The 25,639-nt window shown below is 65.8% G+C and carries 25 protein-coding genes, 1 pseudogene and 1 riboswitch; of the genes and pseudogenes, 17 read left to right on the forward strand and 9 right to left on the reverse strand.

Translation table 11 applies throughout. The features are described 5' to 3' along the window. Positions 1-160 precede the first annotated feature (160 nt). Positions 161-1,198 carry a PLP-dependent cysteine synthase family protein gene (locus ACP3TD_RS12960; protein WP_426767230.1) on the forward strand — a complete coding sequence of 346 codons (1,038 nt, stop codon included), beginning with the start codon at positions 161-163 and terminating at the stop codon, positions 1,196-1,198. Here ACP3TD_RS12960 and ACP3TD_RS12965 read toward each other — a convergent pair. Next, a complete protein-coding gene (locus ACP3TD_RS12965; protein WP_426763389.1) occupies positions 1,195-1,851 on the reverse strand; it encodes an MBL fold metallo-hydrolase in 657 nt (218 codons plus the stop codon). The two genes, ACP3TD_RS12960 and ACP3TD_RS12965, sit on opposite strands and share 4 nt — an antisense overlap. Before the next feature lie 95 nt (positions 1,852-1,946). Between ACP3TD_RS12965 and ACP3TD_RS12970 the strand changes: the two genes are divergently transcribed. After that, entirely contained in the window at positions 1,947-2,411 is a 465-nt protein-coding gene (locus ACP3TD_RS12970; RefSeq protein WP_426767232.1) for a Fur family transcriptional regulator, read from the forward strand. Between the two features lie 27 nt (positions 2,412-2,438). Here ACP3TD_RS12970 and ACP3TD_RS12975 read toward each other — a convergent pair whose 3' ends face one another. The 5 genes from ACP3TD_RS12975 to ACP3TD_RS12995 all read right to left on the reverse strand — a co-directional run bounded on the left by ACP3TD_RS12975 (position 2,439) and on the right by ACP3TD_RS12995 (position 7,649). Beyond that, positions 2,439-3,314 carry a metal ABC transporter permease gene (locus tag ACP3TD_RS12975; RefSeq protein ID WP_056085109.1) on the reverse strand — a complete coding sequence of 292 codons (876 nt, stop codon included), beginning with the start codon at positions 3,312-3,314 and terminating at the stop codon, positions 2,439-2,441. Beyond that, positions 3,314-4,129: a metal ABC transporter ATP-binding protein gene (locus ACP3TD_RS12980; protein WP_426763390.1), complete on the reverse strand. Its 816-nt coding sequence runs from the start codon at positions 4,127-4,129 to the stop codon at positions 3,314-3,316. Before ACP3TD_RS12980 ends, ACP3TD_RS12975 begins: the two co-directional genes overlap by 1 nt. Further along, entirely contained in the window at positions 4,130-5,116 is a 987-nt protein-coding gene (locus tag ACP3TD_RS12985; RefSeq protein ID WP_426763392.1) for a metal ABC transporter solute-binding protein, Zn/Mn family, read from the reverse strand. 134 nt (positions 5,117-5,250) lie between these two features. After that, on the reverse strand, positions 5,251-6,321 hold the full coding sequence (locus ACP3TD_RS12990; RefSeq protein ID WP_426763394.1) for a hemolysin family protein: 1,071 nt from the start codon (positions 6,319-6,321) through the stop codon (positions 5,251-5,253). Next, positions 6,318-7,649, reverse strand: coding sequence for a hemolysin family protein (locus ACP3TD_RS12995; RefSeq protein ID WP_426763395.1), 1,332 nt, complete (start codon positions 7,647-7,649; stop codon positions 6,318-6,320). The genes ACP3TD_RS12990 and ACP3TD_RS12995 overlap by 4 nt, the downstream gene beginning before the upstream one ends. A gap of 518 nt (positions 7,650-8,167) precedes the next feature. Between ACP3TD_RS12995 and ACP3TD_RS13000 the strand changes: the two genes are divergently transcribed. The 5 genes from ACP3TD_RS13000 to ACP3TD_RS13020 all read left to right on the forward strand — a co-directional run bounded on the left by ACP3TD_RS13000 (position 8,168) and on the right by ACP3TD_RS13020 (position 14,437). After that, the gene (locus ACP3TD_RS13000) at positions 8,168-11,968 is read left to right on the forward strand and encodes a multifunctional oxoglutarate decarboxylase/oxoglutarate dehydrogenase thiamine pyrophosphate-binding subunit/dihydrolipoyllysine-residue succinyltransferase subunit (protein WP_426763396.1); all 3,801 of its coding nucleotides are present in this window, start codon (positions 8,168-8,170) and stop codon (positions 11,966-11,968) included. Between the two features lie 149 nt (positions 11,969-12,117). Beyond that, positions 12,118-12,717 (forward strand): GDSL-type esterase/lipase family protein, encoded by a 600-nt coding sequence (locus ACP3TD_RS13005; protein WP_377202693.1) that lies wholly within the window; start codon positions 12,118-12,120, stop codon positions 12,715-12,717. Between the two features lie 82 nt (positions 12,718-12,799). Next, a complete protein-coding gene (locus ACP3TD_RS13010) occupies positions 12,800-13,627 on the forward strand; it encodes a DUF4097 family beta strand repeat-containing protein (protein ID WP_426763397.1) in 828 nt (275 codons plus the stop codon). Then, positions 13,627-14,241: a PadR family transcriptional regulator gene (locus ACP3TD_RS13015; protein ID WP_091721237.1), complete on the forward strand. Its 615-nt coding sequence runs from the start codon at positions 13,627-13,629 to the stop codon at positions 14,239-14,241. The genes ACP3TD_RS13010 and ACP3TD_RS13015 overlap by 1 nt, the downstream gene beginning before the upstream one ends. Positions 14,242-14,362: 121 nt before the next feature. Continuing rightward, positions 14,363-14,437, forward strand: a complete 75-nt coding sequence (locus ACP3TD_RS13020) for a 50S ribosomal protein bL37 (RefSeq protein ID WP_369299106.1) — start codon at positions 14,363-14,365, stop codon at positions 14,435-14,437. Between the two features lie 177 nt (positions 14,438-14,614). Here ACP3TD_RS13020 and rsrA read toward each other — a convergent pair whose 3' ends face one another. Beyond that, positions 14,615-14,875 (reverse strand): mycothiol system anti-sigma-R factor, encoded by a 261-nt coding sequence (gene rsrA, locus ACP3TD_RS13025; RefSeq protein ID WP_056085089.1) that lies wholly within the window; start codon positions 14,873-14,875, stop codon positions 14,615-14,617. Beyond that, complete coding sequence (locus tag ACP3TD_RS13030; RefSeq protein ID WP_426763399.1) at positions 14,872-15,636, reverse strand: sigma-70 family RNA polymerase sigma factor; 765 nt, start codon at positions 15,634-15,636, stop codon at positions 14,872-14,874. Before ACP3TD_RS13030 ends, rsrA begins: the two co-directional genes overlap by 4 nt. A gap of 294 nt (positions 15,637-15,930) precedes the next feature. Here ACP3TD_RS13030 and ACP3TD_RS13035 point away from each other — a divergent pair, with 294 nt between their 5' ends. The 10 genes from ACP3TD_RS13035 (at position 15,931) to ACP3TD_RS13080 (ending at position 24,481) form a co-directional block, all read left to right on the forward strand. Next, complete coding sequence (locus tag ACP3TD_RS13035; protein WP_426763401.1) at positions 15,931-16,479, forward strand: DoxX family protein; 549 nt, start codon at positions 15,931-15,933, stop codon at positions 16,477-16,479. Between the two features lie 5 nt (positions 16,480-16,484). Continuing rightward, positions 16,485-17,912 carry a 3-phosphoshikimate 1-carboxyvinyltransferase gene (gene aroA / locus ACP3TD_RS13040; RefSeq protein WP_426763404.1) on the forward strand — a complete coding sequence of 476 codons (1,428 nt, stop codon included), beginning with the start codon at positions 16,485-16,487 and terminating at the stop codon, positions 17,910-17,912. Then, positions 17,896-19,011, forward strand: coding sequence for a ribosome small subunit-dependent GTPase A (rsgA, locus tag ACP3TD_RS13045; protein ID WP_091721245.1), 1,116 nt, complete (start codon positions 17,896-17,898; stop codon positions 19,009-19,011). Before aroA ends, rsgA begins: the two co-directional genes overlap by 17 nt. Before the next feature lie 61 nt (positions 19,012-19,072). Continuing rightward, a complete protein-coding gene (gene hisN, locus ACP3TD_RS13050; RefSeq protein ID WP_015937565.1) occupies positions 19,073-19,885 on the forward strand; it encodes a histidinol-phosphatase in 813 nt (270 codons plus the stop codon). A 161-nt stretch (positions 19,886-20,046) separates the two neighbouring features. After that, positions 20,047-20,160, forward strand: a riboswitch (SAM riboswitch). A gap of 38 nt (positions 20,161-20,198) precedes the next feature. Continuing rightward, complete coding sequence (locus tag ACP3TD_RS13055; RefSeq protein ID WP_426763406.1) at positions 20,199-21,608, forward strand: aminotransferase class V-fold PLP-dependent enzyme; 1,410 nt, start codon at positions 20,199-20,201, stop codon at positions 21,606-21,608. A 78-nt stretch (positions 21,609-21,686) separates the two neighbouring features. Further along, positions 21,687-22,445 (forward strand): class I SAM-dependent methyltransferase, encoded by a 759-nt coding sequence (locus ACP3TD_RS13060; RefSeq protein ID WP_426763407.1) that lies wholly within the window; start codon positions 21,687-21,689, stop codon positions 22,443-22,445. A gap of 45 nt (positions 22,446-22,490) precedes the next feature. Next, positions 22,491-23,204, forward strand: a complete 714-nt coding sequence (locus ACP3TD_RS13065; protein WP_426763408.1) for a metal-dependent transcriptional regulator — start codon at positions 22,491-22,493, stop codon at positions 23,202-23,204. A gap of 15 nt (positions 23,205-23,219) precedes the next feature. After that, positions 23,220-23,654, forward strand: a complete 435-nt coding sequence (locus ACP3TD_RS13070; protein WP_426763410.1) for a fluoride efflux transporter FluC — start codon at positions 23,220-23,222, stop codon at positions 23,652-23,654. After that, positions 23,651-24,052: a fluoride efflux transporter FluC gene (locus tag ACP3TD_RS13075; protein WP_426763411.1), complete on the forward strand. Its 402-nt coding sequence runs from the start codon at positions 23,651-23,653 to the stop codon at positions 24,050-24,052. The genes ACP3TD_RS13070 and ACP3TD_RS13075 overlap by 4 nt, the downstream gene beginning before the upstream one ends. A gap of 51 nt (positions 24,053-24,103) precedes the next feature. Next, positions 24,104-24,481 carry a hypothetical protein gene (locus tag ACP3TD_RS13080; protein WP_377202704.1) on the forward strand — a complete coding sequence of 126 codons (378 nt, stop codon included), beginning with the start codon at positions 24,104-24,106 and terminating at the stop codon, positions 24,479-24,481. A 24-nt stretch (positions 24,482-24,505) separates the two neighbouring features. On the opposite strand, the pseudogene ACP3TD_RS13085 reads toward ACP3TD_RS13080, so the two are convergent. Then, positions 24,506-25,426: pseudogene (locus ACP3TD_RS13085) on the reverse strand (S1C family serine protease); the annotation flags it as partial. Positions 25,427-25,639 lie beyond the last annotated feature (213 nt).

Consider the following 25,639-nt stretch of genomic DNA (forward strand, 5'->3'; position numbering starts at 1 on the left):
GTGCTTCCACTCTAGGCGGCGCGCTCCCGTCCGCGGGTAGGCTGGTGCGGTGGCAAACGGATACATCGGCAACGGCGACGACGGCAGCAGGGCGGGTGCGGACGGGAGCGTCCGCGGGCGGCAGGACCGGGAGTGGGCCGACCAGGCGATCCGCAGGGTTATGGCGGAAAACAACCGCTCCGCCGACACCCATCTCTATTCCATTCCGCTGCCGGAGCACTGGGGCGTCCAGCTCTACCTGAAGGACGAGTCCACGCACCGGTCAGGCAGCCTGAAGCACCGGCTGGCACGTTCCCTCTTCCTCTTCGGCCTGGTCAACGGCTGGATCCGTTCCGGTACCACCATCGTCGAGGCCTCCAGCGGCAGCACCGCCGTCTCCGAGGCCTACTTCGCCCAACTGCTGGGGCTGCCGTTCGTCGCGGTCATGGCCCGCAGCACCAGCCCCGAAAAGATCGCCCTGATCGAACAGTTCGGCGGTTCCTGCCTCCTGGTGGACCACGCCTCCGATGTGTACTCGGCGGCGGAAGAGGTGGCCGCCACCTCCAACGGGCACTACATGGACCAGTTCACGTACGCCGAACGGGCCACGGACTGGCGCGGCAACAACAACATCGCCGAATCCATCTTCGGCCAGCTCAGCCAGGAAGAGCATCCGGTGCCGGACTGGATCGTGGTGGGAGCCGGAACCGGCGGCACCAGCGCCACCATCGGCCGCTACCTCCGGTACCACAGCCACCCAACGCAGCTGCTGGTGGTGGATCCCGAGAATTCAGCTTTCTACCCGGGGTGGCTTGGCGGGAGGACCGGTGGCACTGGCCCCGCCACAGGGCTGCCGTCCCGCATCGAAGGGATCGGGCGGCCACGCATGGAACCAAGTTTCGTGCCGTCCGTGATCGACCGGATGGTCCAGGTCCCGGACGCAGCGTCGGTGGCTGCCATGCGGCACCTCCGTTCCCTCGCCGGGCTTCACGCCGGCCCGTCGACGGGAACCAACCTCTGGGGCGTCTGGCAGCTGATCGCGGAGATGGTGGCGGACGGCCGCCGCGGCAGCGTCGTCTCGCTCATGTGCGACGGCGGCGAACGCTACGCGGGCAGCTACCACAACGCCCAGTGGCTGGCCTCCCAGGGCCTGGAACCCGCGCCCTGGGAAGCGGTCATCGAGGAGTTCTTCGAGACCGGCCGGTGGACGGGAGCCTAGATTTCCACGGACTCCCCTGCAGCCAGGTGGGCATAGTCGGTCCCGTACTTCGCACCGATCCGCTTGACGTGGGCCTCTACGATCTTCAGGCCGTTATCGTTGAGCAGTCCGTCATGGATCTGGAAGGCTTTCGGCGCCCGCACGCCCACCACGAAGTCCACCACCTCACCGGCCTTGCTCCAGGGCGCATGCAGCGGGACCAGGAGGGTCTTCACACTGATGCCGTCGGGGATGATGAACGAGTCTCCAGGGTGGTACAGGTTTTCATCCAGCAGGTAGCCGATGTTCGCCACCACCGGAATCTGCGGGTGGATCAGTGCATGCTGGCCGCCGAAGCTCCGGATATTGAATCCTGCTGCCTGGAAGGAGGATCCCGGTTCAACCGCGTGGATGCGGTCCTGCGCGTCCCCGGCTTCGGATCGCATCTGCGCCGCGACGCCTGCCGGAGCATACAGCGATAGATCCTTATTGTTGCGAAGGGCATCTGCCACTGCGTCGACGTCGATATGGTCCGCGTGTTCGTGGGTCACCAGCACTGATTCCGCACCGGCCAGCGCCTCCCCGGTTTCGGAAAAGTTGCCGGGGTCGATCACCAGGACCCGGTTGTCCTTCTCAAGGCGGACACAGGCATGGGTGTATTTCGTCAGCTTCATAGCGCCAGCCTAGGGCGGGCCCCGGAAAAGTGTCCACGGAGCTCCGGCTGGTAATCTTGATAGTTGCCACCAACACCAAGGAAGCGAGTTCATCCATGCCGCTCGGCGCCAAGGCTGATTCCACCCCGCCTGCCCCGCCCGCGGGTGCCGGCAAGGAACAGCGCGTCACCAAGCAGCGCCGTGCCGTCAGCGCTGCACTGGACGAACTGGACGACTTCGTCAGCACCCAGGAGCTGTACCGGATCCTGCAGAACCAGGGCGTCTCGGTATCCCTGGCAACCGCCTACCGCATACTCCAGTCGCTCGCGGACGAGGGACTGGTGGATGTGCTGCGCAACGGCGAGGGCGAGGCCGTCTACCGGCGCTGTGCCGTCACGGGGCACCACCACCACCTGTTGTGCCGCAACTGCGGCAAGGCCGTGGAGGTTGAGGCGCCCGCCGTCGAAACGTGGGCTGCCCGCACCGCTGCCGAGCACGGTTTCACCGAGGTGGCGCACACCGTGGAAATCTTTGGCCTCTGCCCGGACTGCACCGCACTCAAGGCCGCCGGCCGGCTCTAAGCCCGGAGGCTTACCGGACGAATCCTGTCAGCGCGGCTGCAGGACCCGCCCGTTGATGCCCCTGCGCTGCCGGACCGATCCGATGACGCGGCACACCACATAGATCAGGAACGACAACGTGGTCACGTACGGGCTGATGGGAATCCGTCCGCCGAGGGCCAGCAGGATTCCGCCCACCGTCGCCGTCACAGCGAAGGCCACGCTCAGGGCCACCACGGCCACCGGGGAGGATGTGACCCGAAGCGCGGCTGCGGCAGGCGTAATCAGCAGGGCCAGCACCAGCAGTGCGCCCACCACCTGGATGGACAACGCCACACTGACGCCCAGCAGGACCATGAAGACAATGGCCAGGGTCCGCACGGGAACACCCCGTGCTTCGGCAAGCTCGGGATCCACGCTGGCGAAGTTCAGCGGCCGCCACATGGCAACGAGCGCGATCATGACCACCACGGCGGTCCCTGCCAGCGCCTGGAGCTGGACCGTGTCGACGGACACGATCTGGCCGGTCAGCAGGCCGAACTTGTTGGCGGCGCGGCCCTCATAAAGGGACAGGAAGAGGATTCCCAGGCCGAGCCCGAAAGGCATGATGACGCCGATGATCGAGTTCTTGTCCCGCGCCCTGACGCCCATAAGCCCCAGCAGCAGTGCGGCGGCCACGGACCCGACGAGGGAACCAAAGACGATATCGGCGCCGATGAGCAGGGCGAACGCCGCACCGGCGAATGACAGCTCGGAGATGCCGTGCACCGCGAAGGCGAGGTCCCGCTTCATGACGAAGGTCCCCACCAGGCCGCCCAAGAGGCCCAGGATGGCTCCGGCCCAGATGGAGTTTTGCACCAGGACCAGCAGCTCACCGTAGTTGTCGAAGTTGAAGATGGCTCCGAGGATACTGTCAGCGTCCATCAGGCAACCTCCCCTGCGAGCGCATGCGGTTCGGCATGGTGGTGGGTGGTGGCGTCAGGGAGTCCAACCACCACCAGCCGGCCGTTGGCGCGGATGACCTCAACATGGCTTCCGTACAGGTCAGACAGCACCTCGGTGGTCATGACGTCTTCCGGTGTTCCCACCCTGAACCGGCCGCCGGCCAGGTAAAGCACCCTGTCCACATAGTCGATGATCGGGTTGATTTCGTGGGTTACGAACACCACGGCGCTGTTGCGTTCGCGGCACTGGTTGTTTATCAGCGCGCTGACTGCCTGCTGGTGGTGCAGGTCGAGTGAGAGGAGCGGCTCGTCGCACAGGAACACCTGGGGATCCGAGGCGAGGGCCTGGGCCACCCGCAGCCGTTGCTGCTCGCCGCCCGACAGCTGGCCCACCGGCACCTTGGCGTAGTCGGCTGCGCCCACCAGGTCCAGGAGCCCGTCGATCCGGCGGCTGGTCTTCGCCGATGGGAGCCGCAGCCCCCAGCGGTGGCCGTCCACGCCCAGTCCCACCAGGTCGCGGGCGCGCATGGGAGTGTCGGGCGCAAAGGATTTTTGCTGCGGGACGTATCCAATCAGCCTGCTGCCACGCTCCACGGGCTTGCCGCCGATATCGACGTTGCCGCGGTGGAGGTTTTGAAGGCCGAGCAGGACCTTCAGGAAACTCGTTTTACCGCTTCCGTTGGGTCCGAGGACCGCAAAGAACTCGCCGGGGTTGATGTCCAGGTCGAGGTCCTCCCAGAGCGTCCGCTCGCCGAACTTCAGGGACGCTCCGGTAAGGCTGACGACTGGTTCCACCTATTTGCTCTCCAGGATCGTGCTGATGTTGTCCACATTGTCCGTCATCCACTGCAGGTACGTCTTGCCTTCGGGGAGGGTTTCGTTGAAGTCCACCACCGGGACGCCGGCGGTCTCCGCCGCCTTCTTCAGGGCCTCGGTCTGGGGCCCTTCGGTCTGTTCGTTGTAGGCGAGCATCCGTACGGACTTGCCGGACACCAGGTCTGTGGCCGCCCTGAGGACGGCGGGCGGCACGTCCGTGCCCTCCTCGATCGCTGCGGTGTAGTCCGCCGGGGTCGCATTGACCAGGCCTGCGTCTTCCAGGAGATAGAGCGGCACGGGTTCCGTGACAGCCACCTGGGCTCCGCCGCCTGACGCCGTCAGTGTGTCCAGCTTTCCGTGCAATTCCTCCAGCGACGACTTGAACGAGGCAGCGTTGGCCTTGAACTCCTGCGCGGATTCCGGCTCCCGTGCGGACAGTTTGGCTTCCAGCTCGTCGGCGAGATGCTCCATGGCATGGAGGCTGTACCAAACGTGTTCGTTGAAATCGCCATGGTCATGCCCGTGGTCTCCTGCCGAGGCATCGGCACTGGCGGAGGGCTCTGCCTCCTCGCCGGAATGCTCCAGGCCGGAAAGTTCGACGGCGTCAAGCACGTTTCCGGCGTCGAGCTTGCTGCCGTCCACCAGGGTATTCATGAAGTCGTCGTACCCGCCCCCGTTGGTGATCACCAGGTCGGCCTTGGACACCGCCAGCCGGTCCTGGGCTGTTGCCTCGTAGGAGTGCGGATCCTGGCTGGTCTTGGTGATGATCGAAGTTACGTTGACCTTGTCACCACCCACTGACGACGCGATGTCGCCGTAGACGTTGGTGGAGGCAACCACATTGATTCCAGTGCCACCGGACTGCGCCCCCGGCGAACCATTGTCCGGCTGGGCGCTGCATCCGGAGAGCAGCAGGCCAAGGCCGGCAAGGGCGGCCAGGGACGGACGAACGGCGGAGCGGCGCACGGAAAACCTCGGTTCACTGGGGAGGGGAACAACAGGTTCCCAGCTTATACCTAAATAGGAATCATTCCTATTTAGGCTTAAGTAAGCCCGGCCCTCTGGACCCCCAGGGACCGGACTTACCGGCACTTCAGCGCCTATCCCCCGTTGGGCTGCCCCAGCCGGCGGATGCCGGTGGCCTGGGTAGCATCCCGGATCTCACCAACCAGCTGTTCAATCACGTCCTCAAGGAACAGGATGCCCTGGGTGTTGCCGTCCTTGCCGATGACGCGGGCAAGGTGCGAGCCTGTCCGCTGCATAACGGACATGGCCTTTTCGATTTCATCGCCGAGGGCCAGGTTGGCCAGGGAACGGACCCGGCTTTCTGCGATCGGCAGCTCGTAGGCCGACGCAGGGATGGACAGCACATCTTTGACGTGCAGGTAGCCGTACAAAAGATCGTCCTCGTCCAGCATGGGGAATCGTGAGAAGCCCGTGCGGCTTACGGCCTTCTCGAACTCCACCGGGGTGGTGGCAGCCTTGAGCATGACCAGGCTGTCCAGCGGCACCATGATGTCACCCGCGGTGTATTCGGAGAACTCCAGGGCGCCGGTGATCAGGCCGGCGTCGTCGTCCACCAGACCGTGCCGGGTGGATTCCTGCACGATGGACTGGACCTCCTCGAGGGTGAAGGACGAGTTGACCTCATCCTTGGGCTCGATCCGCAACAGCTTGAGGATGTGGTTCGCCGACCAGTTCAGCACCGAGATCACGGGGTGGACCAGCCGTGCCACGAAGACCAGCGGCGGCGCCAGGAACATTGCTGCTTTGTCAGCGACCGAGACCGAGATGTTCTTGGGCACCATCTCGCCAAAGGTGACGTGCAGGAAGGTCACGAACATCAGGGCAACAGCGAACGCGGCAACATCGGCCACTTCCACGGGCAGACCCACCAGCTCCAGCGGCGCGGCGAGGAGGTGGTGGATCGCGGGCTCGGCCACCAGCAGGATCAGCAGTGAGCACACCGTGATGCCAAGCTGGGCGCAGGCCAGCATCAACGACACGTTCTCCATCGCCTTCAGGGTGGTTTGGGCCCGCTTTGACCCGGCTTCCGCCAGTGGTTCGATCTGGCTGCGCCGGGCGGACATGATGGCGAACTCGGCCGCCACGAAGAACGCGTTGCCGAGCAGCAGGAAAGCCAGCCAAACGATGCCGGCCCAGTCGCTCATGATGCGCTCCCGTCGTTGTTGGCGTCCGGTTCAGGGGCAGCCGGCCGGAAGCAGATACGGTCGATGCGGCGCCCGTCCATCCGGGTCACGCTCAGCGTTCCGCCGTCGACGGCCACCGTGTCCCCCACCGCTGCGATCCGGCCGAGTTTGCTCATCACGTAGCCGCCCACGGTTTCGTACGCCGATTCGTCCGGGACCGTCAGTCCGGGGATCTGTTCGGACAACTCGTCCGGGCGCAGCAGTCCCGGGAAATACCAGTCCCCGGAGGCGCTCTGCAGCAGCCCCGGGCGCACCTTGTCGTGCTCGTCGGCTACCTCGCCCACAATTTCCTCGACGAGGTCCTCAAGCGTGGCAATGCCTGCGGTGCCGCCGTATTCGTCGAGGACCACCGCCAGCTGGAGGTTGCCCTCGCGGAGTTCCGCCAGCAGGGCGTCAAGGTGGATGGTCTCGGGAACCCGAAGGACTTCGGTCATAATGGCGCCGGCTTCAAGCTTGTGCCGCCTGTCCCAGGGCACAGCCACGGCCTTCTTGACGTGGACCAGGCCTTTGATGTCGTCCGCGGAATCGCCGATCACGGGGAACCGTGAGTAACCAGTGCGGCGCGCCGCGTCAACGATGTCGGAGACCGGCTGGTCGGCATCGACCATCTCCACCCGGATTCGCGGCGTCATGACGTCGGCCGCGGTCCTGGAGGAGAAGTTCAACGTGCGGGACACGAAGTTGGCCGTACCGGCGTCGAGCGTTCCCATCGCCGCCGAGCGGCGCACCAGTGACGCCAGCTCGGACGGGGTGCGGGCGCCGGAAATCTCTTCCTTGGCTTCCAGCCCGAAGATGTGGAGTACCCGGTTGGAAAAGCCGTTGAGGACCACGATGGCCGGCCTGAAGACCGCGGTGAAGATCAGTTGCGGCCGGGCCAGGGCTTTGCCGACGGAGAAGGACAACGCGATGGCCATGTTCTTGGGAACGAGTTCGCCAAGGAGCATCGACAGCAGGGTGGCCAGCACCATGGCGATGATCAGCGAAATTGACGCTGCAGCGACCCCGGGCAGGCCAAGGGCGGTAAGCGGTCCCTCCAGGAGGCGGCCCACCGACGGTTCCATGACGTAGCCGGTGAGCAGCGTGGTGAGGGTAATGCCCAGCTGGCAGCTTGAGAGCTGGGTGGACAGCGATTTGAGGCAGGCAAGCAGTGGCACGGCGCCGGTGTCGCCGGCGTCGACAGCGCGCTGTACTGTCGGTTGGTCAAGGGCGATCAGGGAGAATTCGACGGCGACGAAGAAGCCCGTGCCGGCGATCAGCAGCAGTCCTGCCGCCAGGAGTAGCCATTCCATTCAGCACCCCGCCGGCCCGGACAGGGGTCCGGGAATCACGGGGCTGGAATATCGGTCCGGCGGAGGGTGGTCGGCGGATGCCCTGTCCCCGGAAAATTCGGCCGGGGAGGCCGACAGCAGATGATGGGCGCGTGTTCGGGGTTTGCCGGCTCTGCGGGTGGGCTGTGCGGCGCTGTGGTTCATGCTCCGCTGACAGCCCCCAGGCCGGCACCTAGATTTACTGTCCATAAGGATTTCAGTCTACAGGAGCGCCTGTCCCCGGCCCGTTCCCCGGCACCGGCAGCGGACTCCGGATCCCCATACCCGGGGACACCTTCCGGGGTCTCTTCCAGCCGCCATAATCAACGGCCAGAACGTCACTTCATGATTTGGGTCACCCTTATTGGCAGATACCACATCGGGGTTACTAGACTTGCAAAGGTCTGGGTTCAGAGGACTCAGGGAAACCGGTCCGTCAGAGTGCTCTAGCACCGTATGGCCGGCAGAGAAATCAAACTCATGGAAGAGGCGTATTTCAAGTGCCAGAGCAGCCAAGCCACCGTCTACCAGAGGAATTTGGCGGAAACGAGTGGCTCGTTGATGAACTGTACGAGCAGTATCAGCAGGACAAGAACGCTGTGGATGCCAAGTGGTGGCCGCTGTTTGAATCGTTCGACTCAGGCAGCAGTTCTTCTTCCAACGGACACTCGGCGAATGCCGCAGTGAACCCTCCCACAACCAAGATGCCTATCGTGAACGCGGCACCTGCAGCACCGGCACCGTCGCCGGCCGCCGCACCGCCTGCGCCCGCAGCAGCACCGGCCTCAGCCCCCGCGGCCCCGGCACCTGCGAAAAAGGCTCCCGCCACGGAAGCTCGCGACGGCGGCCGGAAGCCCGCCGCCGGAGCCCAGCCCATCCCGGCCCAGCTGCCCAAGAACGTCAAGGCACCCACCGCTCCGGAAGAGGACGTCGTCTCCGTCCTCCGCGGACCGGCCAAGGCTATCGCCACCAACATGGTCACCAGCCTTGAGGTTCCCACCGCCACCAGCGTGCGCGCCATCCCGGCGAAGCTGCTCATCGACAACCGCGTGGTCATCAACTCGAACCTCGCCCGGGCCCGCGGCGGCAAGGTCTCCTTCACGCACCTCATCGGCTACGCCGTGATCCGCGCCCTGTCCCAGTTCCCATCCATGAACGTGTACTACGACGAGGTGGACGGCAAGCCCGTCGCAGTCCAGCCGGCGCACGTCAACTTCGGCATCGCCATCGACATGCCCAAGCCTGACGGCACCCGGCTGCTGATGGTCCCGAACATCAAGAAGGCCGAAACCCTCAACTTCGCCGAGTTCTGGCACACGTACGAGGACCTGATCAAGCGCGCCCGCAACGGCAAGCTCACGGCTGATGACCACCAGGGCACCACCGTGTCCCTGACGAACCCCGGCGGGATCGGCACCGTACACTCGGTTCCGCGCCTCTCCAAGGGCCAGGCCGCCATCATCGGCGTCGGCGCCCTCGATTACCCCGCCGAGTTCCAGGGTGCCAGCGAAAAGATCATCGCCCAGAACGCCATCAGCAAGGTCCTCACCCTGACCTCGACGTACGACCACCGCGTCATCCAGGGCGCCGGCAGCGGTGAGTTCCTCAAGCTGGTCCACCAGCTGCTGCTGGGTGCGCAGAACTTCTACGACGAGATCTTCGAAGCACTGCGCATCCCCTACGAGCCCGTACGGTGGAGCCCGGACCTCCAGGTCGACCCGGCCGACGAGATCAACAAGGTCGCCCGGATCCAGCAGCTGATCCACTCGTTCCGCGTGCGCGGCCACCTGATGGCGGACACTGATCCGCTGGAGTACGTGCAGCGCAAGCACCCCGACCTTGACGTCCTGACCTACGGCCTGACCCTGTGGGACCTGGACCGTGAGTGGCCCACAGGCGGTTTCGGCGGCAAGCCGATGCTGAAGTTCCGCGACATCCTGGGTGTCCTCCGCGACGCCTACTGCCGCACCACCGGCATCGAGTACATGCACATCCAGGAGCCGGAAGAACGCAAGTGGTTCCAGGACCAGCTCGAGCACCCCTACTCGAAGCCCAGCCGTGAAGAGCAGCTTCGGATTGTCTCCCGGCTGAACGCCGCAGAGGCCTTCGAAACCTTCCTTCAGACCAAGTTCGTCGGGCAAAAGCGCTTCTCCCTCGAAGGCGGCGAATCACTGATTCCGCTGCTCGACGCCGTCATCTCTGAAGCGGCCGACGACGGCCTCGACGAGGTTGCCATCGGCATGGCCCACCGTGGCCGCCTCAACGTCCTGACCAACATCGCCGGCAAGACCTACGCCCAGGTGTTCCGCGAATTTGAGGGTACGCAGGACCCCCGCTCCGTCCAAGGCTCGGGCGATGTCAAGTACCACCTCGGCACCGAGGGTACCTTCACGTCGGAGAACGGCAACGAGACCAAGGTCTACCTGGCCGCGAACCCGTCCCACCTTGAAGCCGTGGACTCCGTCCTCGAAGGCATCGTGCGCGCCAAGCAGGACCGCCTGGACCAGGGCGAGGCTTTCCCCGTCCTGCCCATCATGGTCCACGGCGACGCCGCGTTCGCCGGCCAGGGCGTTGTTGCCGAGACGCTGAACCTGTCGCAGCTCCGCGGCTACCGCACCGGCGGCACCATCCACGTGGTGGTCAACAACCAGGTCGGGTTCACCACGGCGCCGTCGTCATCTCGTTCGTCCACCTACTCCACGGACGTCGCCAAGATGATCCAGGCACCGGTGTTCCACGTCAACGGCGACGACCCCGAGGCAGTGGTCCGCATCGGCCAGCTTGCCTACGAGTTCCGGCAGCGCTTCCACAAGGACGTTGTCATCGACATGGTGTGCTACCGCCGCCGCGGGCACAACGAAGGCGACGACCCTTCGATGACCCAGCCGATGATGTACAACCTGATCGAAGCCAAGCGTTCGGTCCGCAAGCTGTACACCGAGGCGCTCATCGGCCGCGGCGACATCACCGAGGAAGAAGCAGAGCAGCTGCTCCGCGACTACCAGGAACGGCTGGAGCGCGTCTTCGCCGAGACACACGCAGCGCAGACGTCCCCGATCCCGATCGTCACTGCTGACTCGGCAGCTGTCTCGGACATCGAGCGGCCCATCGCACAGCAATCCGATTTCGGCACGAACGCGCCGGCCAGCACCGCGATCTCTGCTGACACGCTGGCCCGCATCGGCAAGGCGCACGTCGAGATCCCGGACGGCTTCACGGTGCATGCCAAGCTGAAACAGCTGCTGGAGAAGCGCGAGCAGATGTCCCGCGAAGGCGGCATCGACTGGGGCTTCGGCGAAATCGCGGCATTCGGCTCCCTGATCATGGAAGGCGTTCCCGTCCGGCTCGCCGGCCAGGACTCCCGCCGCGGTACCTTCGTGCAGCGCCACGCCGTGTTCCACGACCGCGCGAACGGCAACGAATGGCTGCCCCTGGGCAACCTGTCCGATGACCAGGCTAAGCTGTGGATCTACGATTCGCTGCTCTCCGAATACGCGGCCATGGGCTTCGAATACGGCTACTCGGTGGAGCGTCCGGATGCACTGGTCCTTTGGGAAGCGCAGTTCGGCGACTTCGTCAACGGCGCGCAGACCATCATCGACGAGTTCATCTCATCCGCTGAGCAGAAGTGGGGCCAGCGCTCCTCGCTGGTCCTGATGCTGCCGCACGGCTACGAGGGCCAGGGGCCGGACCACTCGTCCGCCCGCATCGAGCGCTTCCTCCAGATGTGCGCCGAAGAGAACATGATCGTGGCCAACCCCACCACCGCTGCATCGCACTTCCACCTGCTGCGCCGCCAGGCGTACAGCCGGCCGCGGAAGCCGCTGATCATCTTCACTCCCAAGCAGCTCCTGCGCCTGAAGGCCGCCGCGTCCTCCGTCGAGGACTTCACCACCGGTACCTTCCGCCCGGTGATCGCCGAACACGAGCACCTGGATGCGAACGCCGTCGAACGCGTCCTCCTGGTCTCCGGCCGCTTGTACTACGATCTTCTGTCCACCCGCCAGAAGACCGGCGACAAGACCACCGCCATTGTCCGCGTTGAGCAGCTGTACCCGCTGCCGAGCGCCGACATTGCGGCCGAGCTTGCCAAGTACCCGAACGCCGAGGTTGTCTGGGCCCAGGACGAGCCCGCCAACCAGGGCCCGTGGCCGTTCATTGGCCTGAACCTGCCGGACGCACTTGACCGCAGGGTCCGCCTGGTGTCCCGGCCCGCGTCGGCCTCGACGGCGGCCGGTTCCATGAAGCGGCACGCTGCTGAGCAGGATGTGCTCCTGAAGCAGGCATTTGCACGGAAGTAGTCAGCGGGCTGCCCGGCCGGAGTCGAAATACCAGACTCCGGCCGGGCAGTTCTGTTTAATGGATGGACAGCGCCCTTTGTGTGCCGGTTGAAGCTCCAGGCGGCAACCGGCATACACCGGCAGGTCAGTACGAACGTAAAGAGGATCGTGTGGAAGACAGGAAGCTGCGTATTGCAGCTGTAGGAGACGAACTGCTGGCCGGACTGGGAGACCCCCGCGCGCTGGGTTGGCTGGGGCGTGTCCTTGCCCGGACGCCACAGGAGGGCATGCTGCTGGAAAGCTATGCCCTGCCCTGCCCCCAGGAAGGCACCGAGGGACTGGCCGCCCGTTGGCTGGGCGAGGCCGGGCGGCGTTTCAGCGACCAGGCGGAGAACCGCCTGGTCATCGGGTTGTCGGGCCGCGACGTTGAGTTCGGCCTGTCCACGGCACGAAGCCGCCTTAACCTGGCCAACATCCTCGACTCCGCATCGCAGAACCGGATAGAGGTCTTCGTCGTGGGCCCGCCGCCTACCCTGGACCCGGCCCAGAACCGCCGCCTGGACGAGCTGAACACTGCCTTCGCAGATGTCACCACCCGCCGGAAGCACCTGTATGTGGACACCTTCTCCCCCTTGCTCAATCATGAGCAGTGGCGCCAGGACCTCGCCGCCAACGGCGGGACTCCCGGGCAGGCCGGCTATGGACTCATGGCCTGGCTGGTCCTGCACCGCGGCTGGTTCCAGTGGCTGCGCATCAACGCCCCGGAGTAGCCAGTTTCGCGATATATCTTGACCCTCCTGCGCCTCCGGCGTACGGTGGAGGCAACCGCGATATATCGTCTTTGGAGGGGCAATGCCTGAGCAGAGCTGGACAGTCACCAGTCCGCAAACCATCGATGTCGACGCCGTGACGTCGCTGAAGCTCGGCATGGTCAGCGGCAGGTTCGATGTTGTGACCCATGGAGAGCCGGTAACCCGCATCGAGATCGCCCAGGTCGAGGGGGACCCCGTCGCGGTCTCCGTGGTGGACGGCAGGCTTGAGATCCGCCACCAGCTGCACGGCCCCCAAGGCTGGTTCAAGACCCTGATGGGCACCGTCAGCCATCACAGCGACAACTCCGCGATCATCAGCATCGCAGTCCCGGAGAATGTCGAAGTTGAGGCCGGCACTGTCAGCGGCGACGGTCTGGTGTCCGGCATCTCCGGACACACCAGGCTGAACACCGTCTCGGGATCGGTCATGGCGGACGGCACAGCCGGCGAGCTGCACGTCAATACCGTCAGCGGGGATGTGACCGCCCGGAGCCACTCCGGTGTATTGACCGCCAAGAGTGTTTCCGGCGAGGTCACTGTTTCCGGCACCCTCAGCCACGTCCGGGCCAATACGGTCAGTGGGGATCTCAGCTTCGACCTGCACGGCTTTACCGAGGACTTCGGTTCCAACTCGGTGTCCGGGGACCTGACGATCCGGCTGCCGCACGACGTCGGCGTGGACATCGTGGCCAAATCAGCCAGTGGCGCGGTAGTCATCAACGACCACCGCTATGCCCAGGTAGGCGGGAAGGTGGAAACGATCGCCGGGCCGGACCGCCAACTGATGCTGGTCCGGACAAATTCGATCTCCGGCACCACATCGATCTTCCACGGGGCGGAGCGCGGTAACGCGGAAGCAGGGCTCTGATGCCCCCGGTATTTGCGCACGGCGCCCTCCGCCTGTATCTCCTTGCGCTCCTGGAGTCGGGGCCGAAACACGGCTATGAGCTCATCAAGGCACTGAAGGACAGGTTTGGCGGCACCTACTCCCCCAGTGCGGGCACCATTTACCCCCGCCTCGGCAAGCTTGAGGAGGAAGGGCTGGTATCCACTGAAACCGCTGGCAGGAGGACCAATTACCGCATCACCGAGTCCGGCCTTGCCGAGCTGAACAGCCGCCGCGACGAACTGGCCGGGGTGGAGAACGAGATCTCGGCCTCCGTGCGCCGGCTCGCGGACAGCCTACGGGAAGACATCCGAAGCAACATGCGCGGCCTCCGCGCTGACCTCGCAGCCACGGCAGAGGCCGCCCGCGCCACCGCCACCGCTGCTGAGTTCAGGGGCAGGAGCGGACGGACGCCGGCCGAGGGAAACCGGGCACTGAAGGAAGCCGAAATGATGCTGCAGGCATTCCGCGACGACCTCCGGCGGGAGCTGCGTCTGAAGGCGGGCAAGGAGCCGCTGAGCCCCGTGGCCTTGGAGACGGTCCGCACTGTCCTCGAACAAGCCAGGATCGCCGTCCTGAACTCCCTGGCGCGCTAGCAGCGGCCACGGCCGCCGGGTCCAGCTGCCGGTCATGCGGCGGTGCCGGTTCGCGGCGGGTCTGATCATGTGGGAGACTGGAGGGCAGCTCTTTTGAGTACCGAAAGTAAGGAGGCCAGCTATGAGCAAGCGTGCACGCAAGCGTCGTGACCGTAAGCGTGGCGGCGCGAACCACGGGAAGCGCCCCAACACCTAGGCAACAGCCAGGTACCACGGTTCAAGTGAAAGACCCCGGACGCCAATCGGTTTCCGGGGTCTTTCACTGTTTAAGCCTGTTGCTGCTTAAGCCTGTTGCTGCCTCCCGCACCCAACGTATCCCGTCGAGGGCGGATTGCCGTCGTGGCGCGTGGTCAGCGCACCGCTGCGTCCTGGTCTAGGCGTCCACGGGCCTGATGGCGTGGATGCGGTCCAGGATGGCGTTCTTGAGGTTGTCCGGGGCCGCTTCGGTGCAGGAGCGCTTCACCATGTTCCGGATGACGCACTCGAGGTCATACTGCTCCGTGCATTCCGGGCACTCGTCGAGGTGGTTCTTGATCTCCGTGATGTCCTCACGGGTCAGTGCACCATCGAGGTACTCATAGATGCGTTGCATCCGGGCGTCGTCGCAATCGCCCAATCCCTGGCAGTCGCTCATTTCCTGCTCTCCTGTTGTTTTGTGTCGGCCGCGGCCTGCGATTCCACGCCCGTCTTGAATCCGCGCTCTGCGGCGTACTCCGCGAGCATGTCCCGCAACATCTTCCGTCCGCGGTGCAGCCGGGACATCACCGTTCCGATGGGGGTGTTCATGATGTCGGAAATTTCCTTGTACGCGAACCCCTCCACATCCGCGAAGTACACGGCAAGCCGGAACTCCTCGGGAATGGCCTGAAGGGCGCGTTTGACGTCAGAGTCCGGAAGGTGGTCCAACGCCTCTGCCTCGGCGGAACGGAGTCCGCTTGAGGTATGCGATTCGGCCCGCGCCAACTGCCAGTCCTCGATGGTATCCGAGTTGGACTGAAGGGGTTCGCGCTGCCGCTTGCGGTACAAATTGATGTAGGTGTTCGTCAGAATCCGGTACAGCCAGGCTTTCAGGTTTGTTCCCGGCTTGTACTGGTGGAAGGCCGAAAAAGCTTTGGTGTAGGCCTCCTGCACCAGGTCCTCGGCGTCGGACGGGTTCCGGGCCATCCGCATAGCGGCAGAGTAGAGCTGATCGACATACTGCATGGCGTCGCGCTCAAACCGGAGCCTGCGGTCCTCCACCGATTCGGTGGAAACGTCCAGGCCGTTGCCGCCCGAATCGCCGGTGGGTACGCCCCGGGTTTCCCCGCCGCCTGCCGGCACTGCAACGTTTCCGCCCTTTGCTTCAGCGCCGGATGCTTCATACATGGCCGAAACGGCCGGATCCAAGGTACTCATTGCCTTCAAGTCTACTGTCAGGCTCCTCGGCCCGGCGCTGCCATACTCCGGCAACGCGTCCCATACCAGGTCCAGTGCCACCGGCCCTGGAGCACCCACTCCGTCCAACACCCTCGCCAAGGCCCAACTCCGCTCTCTGTCCGGGGTCCCGTTCTACTGCTTGATTTCGGGCCCAGCCCCTGTACCGACCCAAGAGCCATAACGGTCGGCCTTGGGCAAATATTCCCTAAAAGTGCAAGACTAGAACGGACTTATGCCGCTGCCGATGCGGTTCGTCCAGCCAGGAGGAAATCCATGTCCTTTGTCCGCACGCTCGCCCGCCCCATGCTGGCTTCCAGCTTCGTCATTGCAGGATTGGACAAGCTCAAGAACGCCGACGACACTGCCCAGCAGTTGTCACCCCTGCTCCGCAAGGCGGCGGCGTCCCTGCCCTTCCAAACGGACGAGAAGACGCTCGCCCGGGTCATCGGAGGAACCCAGGTAGGCGCGGGAGTGCTCTTCGGACTGGGCAAGTTCTCCCGGCTTTCCGCCACCGTCCTGACGGTGGTCTCGCTGCTTAACACGTTCGTTGAATGGCGCAGCGCGGACATCAGCAGCAAGGAAGGCCGCGAAGCCCGCCGGGGCAAGCTGCTCAAGAACCTGTCGCTCAGCGGCGGCGCACTGCTGGCTTCCGTTGACACCGCAGGCAGGCCCGGACTGGCGTGGCGCGCGGAACACCTGGCTGCCGACGCCCGCAAGGGTGCCGCCCACCTCGCTTCGGACGCGCGCAAGACCACGAACAAGAAACTGACCAAGGCCGACAAGGCCGTGCGCCGCGCCGTGGAGCAGGCTACGGGGGCCTAAAGGACATGATCGCTGCAGCCGCTGCCCGGAATGACTCCGGAACGACTGTCCCCCACTGGCCTGCACCCTACGCTGGCCGTCCAGTAGAAGCTACCGTCACGGTGCCCGGCTCAAAGTCCCTGACCAACAGGTACCTTGTCCTTGCTGCCCTGGCTGACGGGCCATCGCGCTTGCGGGCGCCCCTGCATTCCAGGGATTCCGTCCTGATGATCGAGGCGCTGCGCCAGTTGGGCGCCACGATTACCGAGGTTCCCGGGGACGGGGCGTTCGGCCCCGACCTTGAGGTGGTTCCAATGCGGCACCGGGAAGATGAAGGGCAGGGGGACGCAGCGGGCACCGCGGTCCGCATCGACTGCGGCCTTGCCGGCACCGTCATGCGCTTCGTTCCACCACTCGCGGCGCTGCGCAGCGGTGCCAGCACGTTCGACGGCGACCCGCACGCGCGGAAGCGCCCCATGGGGACAATCATCGAGGCCCTTAAGGCCCTCGGCGTGAATGTCTCGGCCGAAGACGGCAGCACCCCCGCGTCGCTGCCGTTTGTCGTCGAAGGAACCGGGGAAGTCCGCGGCGGGCACCTGGTCATAGATGCCAGTGCGTCCTCGCAGTTCGTCTCCGCGCTCCTGCTGGTCGGTGCACGATTCACCGAAGGCCTGCACCTGGAGCACGTGGGCAAGCCTGTGCCCAGCCTCGACCACATCAACATGACGGTGGCCGTACTCCGCGGCGCCGGTGTGCAGGTGGACGATTCCGTTCCCAACCACTGGATTGTTGCTCCCGGGCCCATCCGCGCCTTTGACCAGCAGATCGAGCAGGACCTTTCCAATGCAGGTCCGTTCCTGGCCGCCGCCCTCGCATCCGGTGGAACCGTCAGGATCCCGGGCTGGCCGGAGCAGACGCAGCAGGTAGGCGACCTGTGGCGCAGCATCCTGGCCCGCATGGGCGCAGAAGTGACATTGCGGGACGGGGTGTTGACGGTCCGGGGCGGCCCCGAGATCAAGGGGGCGGATTTCGCCGACACCAGCGAACTGGCACCCACAGTGGCCGCGCTCTGTGCCCTGGCTACCGGCCCCTCCCGCCTGAGCGGCATCGCCCATCTCCGGGGGCATGAAACGGACAGGCTCGCCGCACTGGTCACCGAGATCAACCGCCTCGGCGGCGACGCGGAGGAAACCAGCGACGGCCTGATCATCCGCCCGGCGAAGCTGCATGCCGGCGTGGTCCACAGCTATGCCGACCACCGCATGGCCACTGCCGGGGCAATCCTCGGCCTCGCCGTCGAGGGAATCCAGGTGGAGGACATCGCGACGACGGCCAAAACCATGCCGGACTTCCCTCGGCTGTGGACGGGCATGCTCGCACAGCAAGGCCCGGCCCCCGCCACTCACGGCTCCGAAAACGGCGCGGGAGGTTTCGCCGGTGCCGCGGAGGACTGACTCCTGGGACGAATCCGACGTCCGGATCCGGCCCAACAAAAAGGGCACCCGGCCGCGCACGAAGGACCGCCCCAGCCACGACGACGCCGTAACAGGCCGCATCATTACGGTCGACCGCGGACGCTACACCGCCGTCGTTGACGAAGACTCCGGCGATGAGCGGACAGTCATTGCCGCGCGGGCGCGGGAGTTGCGCCGGAACCCGGTGGTTGCCGGCGATTTCGTCTCCCTCGTTGGCGACGTGTCCGGGGACCCCAACACCCTGGCGCGGCTCGTCAAAATCCAGGACCGCACCACCCTCCTGCGCCGCAGTGCAGACGACACTGACCCCATCGAACGTGCCGTGGTGGCCAACGCCGACCAGCTGGTTGTAGTGGTGGCAGCAGCAAACCCCGAACCCCGCACAGGATTCATCGACCGCGCCCTCGTGGCAGCGTACGACGCCGGCATCGAGCCGATCCTGCTGGTCACCAAGGCGGACGTGAAGGATCCCGGCGAGTTCCTGGCCAACTACACGCACCTTGACTTCCCGGTCATCATCAGCCGGACCGCCGACCTGGAGGCGTCAGGCATCGACGCCCGCTCCGATGACGGGTTGTCGGCCCGGCTGGACAGTGACGCCGTTGCCGGGCTCAGGGCACACCTGGGCGGCAAGGTCACAGTAATGCTGGGGCACTCCGGGGTCGGTAAATCAACCATGGTGAACGCCCTGACCGGCGCGGAACGGGCCACAGGCGGCGTGAATGCGGTAACCGGACGGGGACGGCACACGTCGTCGTCGGCCCTTGCCCTGCGTCTGGCCGACGCCCCTCCCGGCAGTTGGATCATCGACACCCCGGGCATCCGGTCATTTGGCCTTGCCCATGTGGATCCGGACCGGATCCTGAGGTCGTTCCCGGATCTTTCGCCGGGCACTGATGATTGCGAACGTGGCTGCAAGCACACCGCCACTGCCGTCAACTGCGGGCTCGACGCCTGGGTGGCAGGCGGACATGCAGGACCCACCGGTGAAGCACGCCTGGCTTCGCTCCGCCGGCTCCTGGGCGCCGATCCCAGGATGGAAGCCCAGGAGGCCAAGGAGCTCGGCACCATCAGCTGACAGCGCCAACCGGCACGGCCGACCTCCCGGCAGAACCGGCGCCAGACGGTAGTTTGGAACCATGATCCAACCCGCTTCGACCTATAACGACGACCTGCGCCTGGCCCATGTCCTGGCCGACTCCGTGGATGACCAGACCATGAGCCGTTTCAAGGCGCAGGACCTCCACGTGGAGACCAAGCCCGATCTGACGCCGGTCACCGATGCGGACAAGGCCGCCGAGGAAGCCATCCGCGGCCAGCTCTCACGCTCCCGACCACGCGACGCCGTGCTGGGTGAAGAGTTCGGCAGCACCGGCCACGGCTCCCGGCGGTGGATCATCGATCCCATCGACGGCACCAAGAACTTCGTCCGCGGTGTTCCCGTCTGGGCCACGCTCATCGCCCTGGTTGATGAGGGCGAGCCGGTGGTGGGCGTCGTCAGCGCACCCGCCCTGGGAAAGCGGTGGTGGGCCGCCAAAGGCATGGGGGCCTACATGGGCCGTTCCCTCGCATCGGCCACCCGGCTCCGGGTCTCCGACGTTTCCACCCTGTCCGACGCTTCGCTGTCCTATTCCAGCCTGGGTGGCTGGAAGGAACGCGGCAATCTTGACGACTTCCTGGGCCTGACTGAGGACGTCTGGCGCACGCGCGCCTACGGCGATTTCTGGTCCTACTGCATGGTGGCCGAAGGGTCCGTGGACATCGCCTGCGAGCCCGAACTGAACCTCTATGACATGGCCGCCCTCGTGCCCATCGTGGTGGAGGCCGGCGGCCGCTTCACCTCCCTTGAAGGCGAGGACGGCCCGTTCGGCGGGAACGCCCTGGCGACCAATTCCATCCTGCACACCGAAGTGCTGCACCGGCTGAACCCCGGCCTGGACGACCTGCTGTAGGCCGGCCTACTTCCGAATAATTGACCGCGGGCGCCTCCAAAAGGGGGCGCCCGCCGTCGTAATCTTCGAAGAAAGTCCCGATTCCGGGCCGCACGTAACAAAACCCTTAACAATCCTCCCGGCTTCAGGCCGGGCCGCCGGATGTTCTATGGTTTTATCCAGGTCACGAGTGCCAGCGCTAAACCCCGGTTTGCTGGCCGGCAACCCTCCATTCGCGGTGGGGTGCCCCGGGTGACGACCAGGCCGGTCCGGAGCGGATGCGGCAAGCGCGGATTCCAGCACTGCCGGAGTCCTGTCCTGAAGTGAGGTCTCCATGACTACTGCCGTCGACTCCCCCATTACCGCCGGAATCGTCTCTGATGAACGCCTGGCGGCCGCCGGACGTCCGCTTTCAGCGGTTACCGGCGCTGAAATCCTGGCTCCGCTGATCTCCGGCGGCCACGTCCGCTACGCCAACCTTGACTACGGGGCCTCCGCCCCGGCCCTGACCGTGGTGTCGGCCTACCTCAACGAGATCCTGCCGTTCTACGCCAGCGTCCACCGCGGCGCCGGTTACGCTTCGCAGATCAGCACGTCCGTATACGAGAACGCGCGCAACATCGTCCGCGAGTTCGTCGGCGGACGTCCCGACGATTCCGTCATCTTCACCAGGAACACCACCGACTCCCTTAACCTGCTCGCCGGTTGCCTCCCCGGCACGGACGGCAAACCCGCCGGCGACGTCCTCTACCTGGACATCGAACACCACGCCAACCTGCTGCCGTGGCAGGGTGTCCCCCACCGGAGCATCGTTGCCGCCGACACGATCGCCGGGACCATCGATTCCGTGCGCGCCGAGCTTGAGCAGGGCGGCGTCAGCCTGCTGGCCGTCACCGGCGCCTCCAACGTCACCGGCGAAATCCTTCCCATCCGGGAACTCGCCGCCCTCGCCCACCGGCACGGTGCCCGCATCGTGGTGGACGCGGCCCAGCTGGCGCCGCACCGCCGCGTCAACATCAGCGCCGACGACGTCGACTACCTTGCCTTCTCCGGGCACAAGCTCTACGCACCCTTTGGCGCCGGCGTCCTGGTGGGCCGCCCGGACTGGCTCGACGCCGGCACGCCGCACCTCGCCGGCGGTGGCGCCGTAAAGGAAGCAAAGCTCGACGGCGTCAGCTGGGCCACCGGCCCGGCCCGCCATGAGGGCGGCTCCCCCAACGTGCTGGGTGCGGCTACCCTGGCGCGGGCAACGCAGGTTATCGCGAGCCTGGACCAGGACCGCTGGCACGCCCACGAGTCGGCCATCCGTGCCTACCTGGTGGAAGGCCTGCAGGCGATCGACGGCGTCACGGTGCACCAAATCTTCAAGGACACCGACCCTGACAAAGACACCATTGGGGTAGTGAACTTCTCGGTGGCGGGTTACGACGCCGGCCTGGTAGCCGCATACCTCTCCGCCGAACACGGTGTAGGACTCCGTGATGGCCGCTTCTGCGCCCACCCGCTGCTGAAGCGCCTGGGCCTGCCATCAGGATCACTGCGGGCAAGCTTCGGAGTCGGCTCCCGGCTCGAAGATGCCCAGCGGCTCCTCGCAGGCATTGAAAAGCTCCGCCGGGACGGGCTCGGCTGGGACTACGTAGTGGATGCCGGCCGGTGGGTGCCCGCCAACGACACCAGGACCTATCCCCACTGGGCACCGAACACCCCGGGAACCGCCGGCGCAGCTCCCTGCCTCGACGACTGATGGCCGTAAAGCCCGCGCCCGGGTGCATGCGGTAAATTCGGACGGTACCCGCAGGGAATCAGCTGAAGGAGGCCGTACGTGGTTCGGGGTGGGCCCAAGCTCGATCACGGGCGGCGCCGGGAGCTCGGCCAGAGCTTCCAGGACGGCGGCAAGCACTATGAAAAGGTCCGTCCGGGGTATCCGGCGGAATCGGCACGGTGGCTGGTGCCCGCGTGCGCCCATGATGCGCTCGACGTCGGTGCCGGCACGGGCAAGTTCACTGACCTGCTGCTGGCGCTGGGATTGTCCGTGACCGCCGTCGATCCGTCCGCGGACATGCTCGCGCAACTGTCCGCCCAATACCCGGCCGCTGCTGCCCTGCGCGGCACCGCCGAGGCCACCGGGCTTGATGACGCAAGTTTCGACGTCGTCAGCGTTGCCCAGGCCTGGCACTGGTGCGACGCCCTCGCGGCCAGCACGGAACTGGCCAGGGTCCTCCGCCCGCAGGGAACGCTGGGACTGGTGTGGAACCAGCTGGACACCTCGGTGCCGTGGGTGCACCGGCTTTCCCGCATCATGCATGCCGGGGACGTCTACAAGCCCGGACAGCGGCCGCTGGTGGGCCCCGAGTTCGAGGGCCTCGAAGGGCACGTGACCCGCTGGCAGGATCCTGTCACCCCTGCCGACCTGATGGAACTGGCCAAATCCCGAAGCTACTACCTGCAGGCCAACGAACAGACCCGGGCCAAAGTCCTGGCGAACCTCACCTGGTACCTCCATGAGCATCTGGGGCACGCCGAGGGTCAAGAACTCAGCCTGCCGTACCTGACGCTGTCCTGGCGCGCCGTCCGCGCGTGACACGCGGATCCCGGCCGCGTCCCGCCAACGGGTAGGCTTGAACGTGTGAAGACCAGCGCGCCCTCCTCCTCCATTGAGGACTACGTCAAGGTGGTCTATTCGTTCACGGAATGGCAGGACAAGCCCATCACGTCCTCGCAGCTGGCGCAGCGCCTGGGTGTGGCAAATTCTTCAGTTTCGGAGATGGTCCGCAAGCTGAAGGACCAGGGGCTGGTGGACCACAAGCCCTACAGCGCAATTACCCTCACGGACGCCGGGCTCCGGCTTGCACTGTCCATGGTGCGCCGCCACCGGCTCATCGAAACGTACCTTGTCCAGCAGTTGGGCTACAGCTGGGATGAAGTCCACGACGAAGCCGAACTGCTGGAACACGCTGTCTCAGACACCTTTATCGAACGGGTGTCAGCCCAGCTGGGCCACCCGGACCGCGACCCGCACGGTGATCCCATTCCCACGGCCGACGGCAAAGTCCACATGCCCGTTGCCCGCCTCATGGGCGAACTCGACGAGGGCCACACCGGCAGGATCACCCGCATCAGCGACGACAACCCTGAGCTGCTGCGCTACCTCGCGGCCGAAGAGATCGACCTTGATTCCGAGGTTGAAATCATGGGACGGCGGCCCTTCGGAGGCGCCCTGATCGTGCGGATCAGCAGTGCGGGCCGGACCAGGGAATTCGATCTCGCCGACGAGGTCACCTCCGCCCTGTGGGTCCACACCGGCCGGACCCACGAGGGCTGCATCCTGGCGGAGTCCTGACATGCGCAGCGCCGGATGAGGGAAACGTGGATTCCTTCGGGCCGTGCCTGGCTGGCGGTTGCCGCCGGCGGCCTCGTTGGTTCTGAACTCCGGTACGGGCTGGGCCTGGCCTTCCCCGATCCCGCCGGGTCGGTGCCGTGGACAACGCTCTGGATCAACGTCGCCGGCAGTTTCGTCCTGGCCGCCCTGACCACCGCCTGGATGGCGAGGCCGCAGACCGCGTTCTGGCTCCGTGCCGGGCTGGGGCCTGGGCTGCTTGGCTCCTTCACAACGTTTTCGGCGGTGGTGTTTGCCGTGGACCAGCTGGCGCGCGACGGGCAGCACACAGTGTGGATCGCCTACCTGGGGCTCTCCGTGCTGCTGGGCCTGCTCTCGGCCGCCCTGGGCTGGCGCCTCGGTAAGCTCACGGGGCGGTTGTCCACCCCGGACGGCTCCGGGAGCCGGCAGTGATCAGCGCCGTGCTGGTGGGACTCTTCGGTATCTCGGGTGCGCTCCTGAGGTTCGCAACGGACAGCTGGTTCGCCCACCACAGCTCCCGGCGCACCGTACGGCTGGGACTGTCGAAGGACCGGCTCCACTGGCCCTGGGCAACACTGGTGGTAAACGTGGCAGGCTCCTTCATCATCGGGATCTCGTACGGCCTCACCACGCAGCTGGGGCTGGGGCACGAATGGAGCATTGGCCTGGCGACGGGCTTTGCAGGCGGCCTGACAACCTTCAGTTCCTGGACCACTGCCACGGTGCGCCTGCTCGGAGAGGCAAGGTTCGGAGCCGCAGCCATGAACATCGCCGTCAACCTGGTATTGGGCCTTGGCGCCGCCGCCGCCGGGATTGCCTTGGTGTCCTGAGGAGCCCGTCCCGTCCCTGGTTGCCTGTCCCGTTCACGTATTGTGGAGGTGATGATCAGCAGACGCGACGTGGCAATAGCCCTCGATATCCCCATGGAAATGGCCCAGCGCCACGGCCTCCCCAAGTTCATGTCCGAGGAGCAACTCGGTGCGCTGTTGGACAGCCCGCCGGCCTGGCTGGAACAGTCCCGTGCCAACCGAACGGGCAAACGGCCGGTCTGGGTTCACCTCGTGTGCGCGGTGTGCGGTTACGAGGAAGCGGCGCGGCCCAAGAAATGGTGGCCGGACTTCACCTATGTGGTGTGTGACCATCACCGCCCGGACGAAGTGCCGCCGGCCCAGCCGGGATTTGTCCGCAGTGAGTTCGACGGCGTGGGCACCCGCTTCGTCGGCATCGCGGACGTGGAAGCGCCCGACGGCGGACGCTGACCCGTTCGGCCAGGCTCGCCTGGGGTTGCTGGTCATTTCATCAGGGACCGCCGCCAGGCGGAGTTCCGCCCCGTCACGGAGCACCGCCAGGTCCAATGGCTGGCCGATGGCATCGGAGAACAGCAACCGCTGCAGGCTTTCGGCGTTGCTGACCATCCTTCCGCCGGCGGTCATGACGATATCCCCTGCAACCAGGCCGGCCCGGTCCGCTGGAGAGCCAGGCAGCACCTCAACGATGCGGAGGCCTTCCCGCTGGCCGCTCCGGATGACTTCGCTGGGAGTGAGCCGGACCGGCATACTGATGAGTCCCTGGTAGGCCCGCCGCACCCTACCGTCCGATAGCAGGGCGGAAATGATCCGCCGGGTGGAGTCGATGGGGTTGCCAGCCCCAGCCCTGCCCCGGCCACAGCGGTGTTAATGCCCATGATCCTGCTGTGCGTATCGGCCAGGGCACCGCCTGAGTTCCCGGGTTCAACGCAGCCTCGGTCTGGATGACGTCCTCGATCACCCTCGGTTGCCGTCCGCCCAGGCCGGTATGGCGCGGCCCAGGCGGCTGACCACTCCCGCCGTCACGGAACCTGCAAGTCCCAAGGGGTTTCCGACGGCGACGACGAGTTGCCCGACGCGGAGCGACTCGGCATCACCCAGCTCGGCGGGCCGGATCCTGAGGCGCTGGCCATGGACCACTGCAAGGTCGGACAGCGGGTCAGCGCCCACCAGCTCCAACTCCATCCTGCTCCCGTCGGCAAAGACAGCGTGCCCGTTCCTTGTCCCCGCCACCACATGCGAGTTGGTGTCGCGGTAGCCGTCCTCCGTGAAAAGCACCGCTGAGCCTGCTCCAACGCGCATCCGGCCGTTGCGGCGGGTGGCTGGCATCTCTATGGCGGCAACATGCGGCGTGACCGCCGCTGCCACCCGCATGACTGTGCGTGAATACGAATCCAAGGCGTCGTGTCATGCTCCTCCCCTGCCGCAACCGCATCTCCGCCGCACGCCGGGCCCCCTTCACCTTGGCTGGCCCGCACCATCACCGGGGCAAGTGCGGTGCTAAAGTACCCGAGGGGAATTCCTGCACAACCCCACACCATGTGGGTTTTACTGGCTTCACCGACGATGCGGTTTCATGCCACCCGGGCATTGTTCCCGGCGGAAAGCACG

It is taken from the genome of Pseudarthrobacter sp. 1G09 (assembly GCF_050038305.1).
Classification (GTDB): Bacteria; Actinomycetota; Actinomycetes; order Actinomycetales; family Micrococcaceae; genus Arthrobacter; species Arthrobacter equi.

Bases quoted from the DNA above. Each gene is read 5' to 3' on its own strand.
- ACP3TD_RS12960 (WP_426767230.1), top strand. From the start codon at position 161: ATGGCGGAAAACAACCGCTCCGCCGACACCCATCTCTATTCCATTCCG.
- ACP3TD_RS12965 (WP_426763389.1), bottom strand. From the start codon at position 1,851: ATGAAGCTGACGAAATACACCCATGCCTGTGTCCGCCTTGAGAAGGAC.
- ACP3TD_RS12970 (WP_426767232.1), top strand. From the start codon at position 1,947: ATGCCGCTCGGCGCCAAGGCTGATTCCACCCCGCCTGCCCCGCCCGCG.
- ACP3TD_RS12975 (WP_056085109.1), bottom strand. From the start codon at position 3,314: ATGGACGCTGACAGTATCCTCGGAGCCATCTTCAACTTCGACAACTAC.
- ACP3TD_RS12990 (WP_426763394.1), bottom strand. From the start codon at position 6,321: ATGAGCGACTGGGCCGGCATCGTTTGGCTGGCTTTCCTGCTGCTCGGC.
- ACP3TD_RS12995 (WP_426763395.1), bottom strand. From the start codon at position 7,649: ATGGAATGGCTACTCCTGGCGGCAGGACTGCTGCTGATCGCCGGCACG.
- ACP3TD_RS13010 (WP_426763397.1), top strand. From the start codon at position 12,800: ATGCCTGAGCAGAGCTGGACAGTCACCAGTCCGCAAACCATCGATGTC.
- ACP3TD_RS13015 (WP_091721237.1), top strand. From the start codon at position 13,627: ATGCCCCCGGTATTTGCGCACGGCGCCCTCCGCCTGTATCTCCTTGCG.
- rsrA (WP_056085089.1), bottom strand. From the start codon at position 14,875: ATGAGCGACTGCCAGGGATTGGGCGATTGCGACGACGCCCGGATGCAA.
- ACP3TD_RS13030 (WP_426763399.1), bottom strand. From the start codon at position 15,636: ATGAGTACCTTGGATCCGGCCGTTTCGGCCATGTATGAAGCATCCGGC.
- ACP3TD_RS13035 (WP_426763401.1), top strand. From the start codon at position 15,931: ATGTCCTTTGTCCGCACGCTCGCCCGCCCCATGCTGGCTTCCAGCTTC.
- aroA (WP_426763404.1), top strand. From the start codon at position 16,485: ATGATCGCTGCAGCCGCTGCCCGGAATGACTCCGGAACGACTGTCCCC.
- hisN (WP_015937565.1), top strand. From the start codon at position 19,073: ATGATCCAACCCGCTTCGACCTATAACGACGACCTGCGCCTGGCCCAT.
- ACP3TD_RS13055 (WP_426763406.1), top strand. From the start codon at position 20,199: ATGACTACTGCCGTCGACTCCCCCATTACCGCCGGAATCGTCTCTGAT.
- ACP3TD_RS13070 (WP_426763410.1), top strand. From the start codon at position 23,220: ATGAGGGAAACGTGGATTCCTTCGGGCCGTGCCTGGCTGGCGGTTGCC.
- ACP3TD_RS13080 (WP_377202704.1), top strand. From the start codon at position 24,104: ATGATCAGCAGACGCGACGTGGCAATAGCCCTCGATATCCCCATGGAA.